This is a genomic window from Sphingopyxis sp. (genome assembly GCF_035250425.1).
Taxonomy (GTDB): domain Bacteria; phylum Pseudomonadota; class Alphaproteobacteria; order Sphingomonadales; family Sphingomonadaceae; genus Sphingopyxis.
In genome coordinates, this window is sequence record NZ_DATFFD010000275.1 from 21,904 (window position 1) to 28,143 (window position 6,240).

General features: G+C 64.1%; 6 protein-coding genes. 2 read left to right on the forward strand and 4 right to left on the reverse strand.

Annotated elements, in window-relative coordinates:
- Positions 1-17: 17 nt before the first annotated feature.
- Positions 18-398, forward strand: coding sequence for a DoxX family protein (locus VJ811_RS16680; protein WP_324074444.1), 381 nt, complete (start codon positions 18-20; stop codon positions 396-398).
- Between the two features lie 40 nt (positions 399-438).
- Here VJ811_RS16680 and VJ811_RS16685 read toward each other — a convergent pair whose 3' ends face one another.
- Together VJ811_RS16685 and VJ811_RS16690 are read right to left on the reverse strand one after the other, a co-directional pair.
- A complete protein-coding gene (locus VJ811_RS16685; protein WP_414711967.1) occupies positions 439-1,416 on the reverse strand; it encodes a DUF6607 family protein in 978 nt (325 codons plus the stop codon).
- 22 nt (positions 1,417-1,438) lie between these two features.
- Complete coding sequence (locus VJ811_RS16690; protein WP_324074448.1) at positions 1,439-3,685, reverse strand: TonB-dependent hemoglobin/transferrin/lactoferrin family receptor; 2,247 nt, start codon at positions 3,683-3,685, stop codon at positions 1,439-1,441.
- Between the two features lie 266 nt (positions 3,686-3,951).
- On the opposite strand from VJ811_RS16690, the gene VJ811_RS16695 reads away from it, so the two are divergent.
- A complete protein-coding gene (locus tag VJ811_RS16695; RefSeq protein ID WP_324074451.1) occupies positions 3,952-4,530 on the forward strand; it encodes a nuclear transport factor 2 family protein in 579 nt (192 codons plus the stop codon).
- 352 nt (positions 4,531-4,882) lie between these two features.
- Here the strand turns inward: VJ811_RS16695 and VJ811_RS16700 are convergent, their stop codons facing one another.
- Entirely contained in the window at positions 4,883-5,890 is a 1,008-nt protein-coding gene (locus tag VJ811_RS16700; RefSeq protein ID WP_324074452.1) for a PhoH family protein, read from the reverse strand.
- 140 nt (positions 5,891-6,030) lie between these two features.
- A partial coding sequence (locus VJ811_RS16705) for a TRAM domain-containing protein (RefSeq protein ID WP_324074455.1) occupies positions 6,031-6,240 on the reverse strand: 210 nt, incomplete at its 5' end.

Sequence of the window (6,240 nt, forward strand, 5' to 3'; positions counted from 1 at the left end):
GAATGAGAGGGCAATCCATGAAGTTTCTGGGTGGTTTCGGCGAACAGGCCTATGCGCTGCTGCGCATCGTTTCGGGCCTCTTGTTCCTCGCGCATGGCGTGCAGAAATTCTTCAATTTCCCGGTGCCCTTCCCAAGGCCGCTCAATCCGATGCTCCATGCGGCGGGAACGATCGAACTCGTCGCGGGCGCGCTGATCGCCATCGGCCTCTTCACCCGCCCCGCCGCCTTTGTCGCGAGCGGCATGGCGGCGGTCGGTTACTGGATGATGCACGGCAACAAGAGCCTCTATCCGATCGTCAATGGCGGCGAGACGATTGCGCTCTACTGCTTCATCTTCCTGTTCATCGCGACGCGCGGGGCGGGGATATGGAGCGTTGAGGGCACGAAGAGGAAATAGGCGAGATCCTCCCCGGCACGGGGAGGATCGGTTTAGGTCGTCAAAACCTGCGGGTGTTGGTCTCGATCAGCTTCTTCGCTTCCGCGACCGCCTTGGCCGTCGTCAGCTTCTTTTCCTGAACCTCGTCGGCCATTTCGAGCAGGCGGCCGCTGATCACGGTGCCGGTGTCGGCCTTTTCGTCGATCGCGATGCCGCCCTTGGCCGCGGCGACGCGGTCCCATTCGGCGCGCACCGCGGCCCAATAATCCTTGGTCGCGGCCCAATAATCGTCGGCGGCCTTCACGTCATACTGATCATATTTGATATAGGTGTTGAGGACATATTCCTGGACGATCGGGACCAGCTTGCCGTCCTTCGTCCCCATCTTGGTATTGTCCTGCCAGTGGATCCAGCCGTCGGGCGAGGGCTGGTGGCGGTTGATCGACAGGTAACGATCGTAGACGGGGCTCCGCACGGCATCGCGGCGCGCGAGCGGGCGCCACGTCCAGTTCGAGCGCCAGCGGCGGACGCCGCCCTGCGTTTCGAACTGGCCCCAGCCGCCATATCTCGGGGAATCGTCGACCTGATAGACCGTCTGCGACCAGCGGCCGGTGCGCATCTTTTCGGGGACATCCTCCCACGCCCATGCATTACGGTCCGAATAGACGAGCAGCTTTGCGGGCTCATATTCCCAGTCCTGCCGCCAATGCTTGATGATCATGCTCTTGTCGTCGTCGCCGGTGATGACGAGCATGTGCTGCAGGCTGATCTTGCGGCCGGTGTCCTCGATCACGCGCACCACCTCGTTGCCGCCCGAGCGCTTGGGTTCGAGGATTTCGTAATTCGGGTCCCAGCGCGTCGATTCCTGCATGTTGAAGCTGACGCGGTAATTGCCCGCCATCGCGAGGATGTCGGCGCGGTCCCGTTCGAAATTGGCCGCCGCGGCTTCGGCCGCGATCGGCGGATGCGCCGAGGCGGCGACGGGCAGCGCGGCGGTGAGCAGCAACAGGCTGGCGGCAAGCTTGCGATAGGTCTTCATCATGCAGTCCTTTTCGTTTGTTCTAGAAGCGGAAGCTGAGCGACACGCTCGCGTTGCGGCCGGGCTGGGTATAGGCGTCGGTCAAGAGCGAGGTGGAAGCGAGGCCGCGGACGTCGCTCCACCAGCTGTATTTCTTGTCGAGGATATTGAAGACACCCGCACGCAGCGTCAGCGCATCCATGACGCGGACGAAGGCGGTTGCGTCGAGGATCGTGAAGCTGTCGGGACGGAAGCATTCGGGGGTGCAGAGCCCCGTCGTCCGCGACGCTTCCTTGCGGCCGGCATGCGTCATGATGAGCTGGCCGCCGAAACGCCCTTCGCGTTCGCGATAGCCGACCCCGGCGACGAGCTTGAGCGGATCGATCGACGACAGCGGCGAGCGCACGCCGTCGGGGTCGATCACGTCACCTTTCGCATAGGATAGGGCGAGCGTCGTATACAGGCCGGACGACGCTCGCCCCTCGAACCGCGCCTCGGCCCCTTTGACCCGGACGCGATCGAGATTCACATATTGATAGAGGATGGGGTTGGCGATCGTGCCGACGCCGCCGACCTGCTCCTGGCTGATGAAATCCTTGTACCGCGCCGAAAAGCCGGTGACGTCGAGACTGATCGCGTCGCTGGAGAAGCGCACGCCGCCTTCGAAGCTTTCGCTGCGCTCCGGCCCGAGATCGGGGTTCGGCAGCGTGCGGTACGAGAAGAAGGGCGAGGTCAGATTTTCGAAGAACTGGTTGACCTGCCCCGGCTCGGGCGCCTTGAAGCCGGTCGCATAATTGGCGAACAGCCGGACCTCGTCGGTGATCTTCCACACCGCGCCGAATTTGGGCGAGACGCGCGAGCCGTCCTGCTTCGCGCCCTGGAAGGCCGGCAGCAGCGGGTCGTTGTCGGGCGACAGGTCGAACCAGTCGAAACGCAGCGCCGGATAGAGCAGCAGACGCCCGTCGGCAATCGCGATTTCGTCGCCGACGAACAGCCCGGCGCGGGTGAAGTCGGTGCTCGGGAAGGCGCGCGTTGGATAGGTCTCGCCCGCCGGCGGGATGGTCCCGCCGCGCAAACCGCGCTGGCGCGTCTGGCTGATGTCGCCGCCAAAGACCAGCCGGTGCGTGATCGCGCCCGTCGAAAAATCGGCGCGGGCGTCGGCCGAGGCGCCGAAGACGCGGTTTTCGAAGGTGTTGAGGCGCGTGCGGTCGGCCGATGGGGTGCGGTTTTCCTCGGTATATTGGCGATCCTCGCCATCCTGCCAGTAAAGTGCGACGCGCGCGAAATCGATCGCCCCCTCGCCTTCCCAGCTCCAGTCGAGCGAGACGCGCTTGCGTTCCCCCCTATCCCAGCCTTCGAGGCGATCGACGGTCGCGCCGAGGCCGTTCGGGCCGAGACCGCTGAGTCCGTTCGTGTAAAGGCGCGTGTCGAGATATTCGCCGGTCAGCCGCAGCTTGTGGCCGCCCGCGGGCTCATAGACGATGCGTGCGAGCGCGGCGTCCGAGCGGCCATCCTGCGGATTGGCGCGCGTGCGCGTCGGCCCGATGCCATTCGCGGTGCCGAGGCTGCCCTGATTTTCCAGTTCCTTGTAATCGCGGCGGGTGTAGGCGGCCATGATCGACCAGTCGCCGCTGCGCCCCGCGAGGATCGCGGTCTCGCTGAACTCCTCGTCGGCGCTGCTGTATCCGGCGCGGAGGAGGCCGCCGACATTCTTGCCCGGCTCAAGGAAGTCCGACGGATCCGAGGTGATGAAGCTGACCGCGCCCGCAAGACCGTCGCTGCCATAGAGCGCCGACGACGGGCCGCGCAGGATTTCGACCGATTTGACGAGGCCGAGGTCGACATAGTCGCCGCGCCCCGATGCCTGCGCGCCGAAGCTGAAGCCGTCAGGGACGCGGACGCCGTCGACCTGGATCAGCACGCGGTTGCCGCCGATGCCGCGAATGTTGAAGCTGTCGTTGCCCGCGCGGCCCGTGGCGCCGAGCGCGGCGCCGAAACGCGCGGGCTGGCGCTGGACGCTGACGCCGGGTTCGAAGCGGACGAGGTCGCGGATGTCGGTGACGAGCTCGTCGGCGATCTGCTCGTCGCTCTTTACCGTGACGGTGACCGGAATATCCTCGGCCTTCACCGCGGTGCGCGTCGCGGTAACGACGATGCGGTTCTTGAGCGACACCCAATATTCGCCGTCATTGTCCTGCGCAAAGGCCGGCGAAGCCGTCGCGGCGAGCACGAGGCCCAACGCGCTGCCTGCGGCGAAGCGGAATGCGGACGGACGACGATCGATGTTCAATTTTCTTCCCCTAAAAGATGCGACTGACTCGCAATAGCGTCGCCCTAGGCGCGCATTCTCAGGGGGTCAATATGCTATTGCGAATCACTCTTGAAAATAAGCAACGCATTGTAGCGCACGCCACTGGCCCAAAAGCGCAGTGACGCGGAGCCAACTCGGAACCATGAAAGACGGGTTTCGACCGATTGCGAACAATAAGCCCCATCGCTCGTGAGAGCCCGACGCATCGCCTCGACAAAGTGGCGTTGCGCCACGGAAGCCGGCCCATGGACACCCCCACTTTACCAGGTGTATTGAATAAACACTCTGTAACGATCGCACCCTTCTTGGAGGTTTTTATGAACCGCGGCTCGTTTTTTATCGGTGTCGGGATAGCTCTTGCCGGTAGCATCGCGACATTGGAGTGTGCGCACGCCCAAGGGGTCAGAGCCGAAGATCCTGACCTGCAGGCAACGCTCGAGAGGATGGATGCGGCTCATATTGCGTTCCACAATGGGAACCCCGAGCCCTCGATGGCCATATGGTCCCACGCTTCCGATGTGACGCTGACGGGTGGTGCCGGAGGAAAAATCGAGATGGGTTGGGACAACGTGCATCCTCGGCTGCGATGGGCGAGCGCACAATATACCAGAGGTCGCCAACAGAATGAGCGGGTCCGGGTCACGAGCGCCGGGGACCTTGCCCTTGTGGTGCAGTACGAACATATCTGGTTCTACCCGCCGGGTTCGCAAACGGAATCAGAACGGCACTATCGCGTCACAACCGCGCTTCGCAAGGAGGCGGGGCAGTGGCGCGTGATTCACCGTCACGCCGATACCATGATGGCACGTGAAACCCCGCGCTAGTTGGCCCGACGAAGACCAAGCGATCGGCCGAGCCTTATATCCGCTTTCCACCCCGAAGCAGGCATCGCCTTCAAATAGGCCTTTCCTACATTATCCGGCCGTGCCAGCCTTCATTCGGCTCTTTCATTTGCTGGATAAAAGCGGTCGCTGCCCGGCTTGCCGGTGCGACACGGCGGGGCGTACCCGCGCGCATCCAGCACGCCGCCAGATCCAAAATCGGGCGCCGCACAGGGCTGAACTTTACTGAACTTTGGAATATTACGCAGCCCTTGCGAAAGGATCCCGATTCCAATCCCGGGTGACGAAGGAGGCGACGACAGTTCCCTACCCCAAAGCCGACATCGCCCGCAGCCTACGCCCCCGGCCCCTCATAGGCATCGACGATCCGCCCGACGATCGGGTGGCGGACGACGTCGGCGCTGGTGAAATAGCTGACGTTAATGCCTTCCACCCCTTCGAGCCGGCCGACCGCGTCGGCGAGGCCCGAGGTTGCGGGGATCGGCAGATCGACCTGCTTGGGGTCGCCGCAGACCACCATGCGGCTGTTCATGCCAAAGCGCGTCAGGAACATCTTCATCTGCGGGATCGTCGTATTCTGCGCCTCGTCGAGGATGATGAAAGCGTCGGCGAGCGTGCGTCCGCGCATGAAGGCGAGCGGCGCGATCTCGATCTCTCCGCTCGCGATGCGGCGCTCGACCTGTTCGGCGGGCAGGCAGTCGTGGAGCGCGTCGTAGAGCGGACGCAGATAGGGATCGACCTTTTCCTTCATGTCGCCGGGCAGGAAGCCGAGCTTTTCGCCCGCCTCGACTGCGGGGCGCGACAGGATCAGGCGCTGGACGCTGCCGGTGATCAGCTGCGCGACGGCCTGCGCGACCGCGAGATAGGTCTTGCCGGTGCCGGCGGGGCCGAGCGCGAAAATCACGTCGTCGCGGGCAAGCGCCTGCATATAGGGGATCTGCGACGGCGCGCGCGGGACGATCGTCTTCTTGCGCGTCCGGATCATGATCGGCGGCGCTTCGTCCTTGTCGTGACGGATGATGCCCGCGAGCGTCGGCTGCGCCGACATCGCGATCACCCCGTCGACGAGGCCGGTGTCGACCTCCTGCCCCTGTTCGATGCGGTTATAGAGTTCGGTGAGCACATCGCGCGCGCGCGCCGCGGCTTCGGCCTCGCCCTCGATCTGCACGCGGTTGCCGCGCGCCGAGATATAGACGCCGAGGCGGTTTTCGATCGCGACGAGGTTGCGGTCGAACTCGCCGAAGAGGATGCCCAAAAGCTGCGTTCGCTCGAATTCCGCCGTCAGTCGGACGCGGTCGCCGGGTTCGGCGGGGGTGGAGGCGGTCAGCGGGCGTTTGGACATATGGGGGCAGAGCTCCTAGCTTGGGATCATAACTGTGTACTCCCGCGAAGGCGGGAGTCCATCTCCGATGGCTTCGAAATTCGACGGACGGAGATGGGCCCCTGCCTCCGCAGGGGCACGCGGTCCTTGCCGCAATCCCACTAGGCGACCTCTTCCGTGAGCGCTTCGGCGCCAACGCTGTTGGCACCGGCCGAAGTGATACGCACATCGACCATATCGCCGATCTTGAGCCCCGGCGCGATGACATGCACCGACTGGAGCCAGGGCGACTTGCCGATGAGCTGGCCGTCCAATTTGCCCTTGCGTTCGAGGAGCAGGCGCGTCGTGCGGCCGACGGTCGCTTCGTTAAA

What these genes read in the sequence shown, in the direction of transcription:
- VJ811_RS16680 (WP_324074444.1), top strand. Translation starts at nt 18, where the DNA reads ATGAAGTTTCTGGGTGGTTTCGGCGAACAGGCCTATGCGCTGCTGCGC.
- VJ811_RS16685 (WP_414711967.1), bottom strand. Translation starts at nt 1,416, where the DNA reads ATGAAGACCTATCGCAAGCTTGCCGCCAGCCTGTTGCTGCTCACCGCC.
- VJ811_RS16695 (WP_324074451.1), top strand. Translation starts at nt 3,952, where the DNA reads ATGGACACCCCCACTTTACCAGGTGTATTGAATAAACACTCTGTAACG.
- VJ811_RS16700 (WP_324074452.1), bottom strand. Translation starts at nt 5,890, where the DNA reads ATGTCCAAACGCCCGCTGACCGCCTCCACCCCCGCCGAACCCGGCGAC.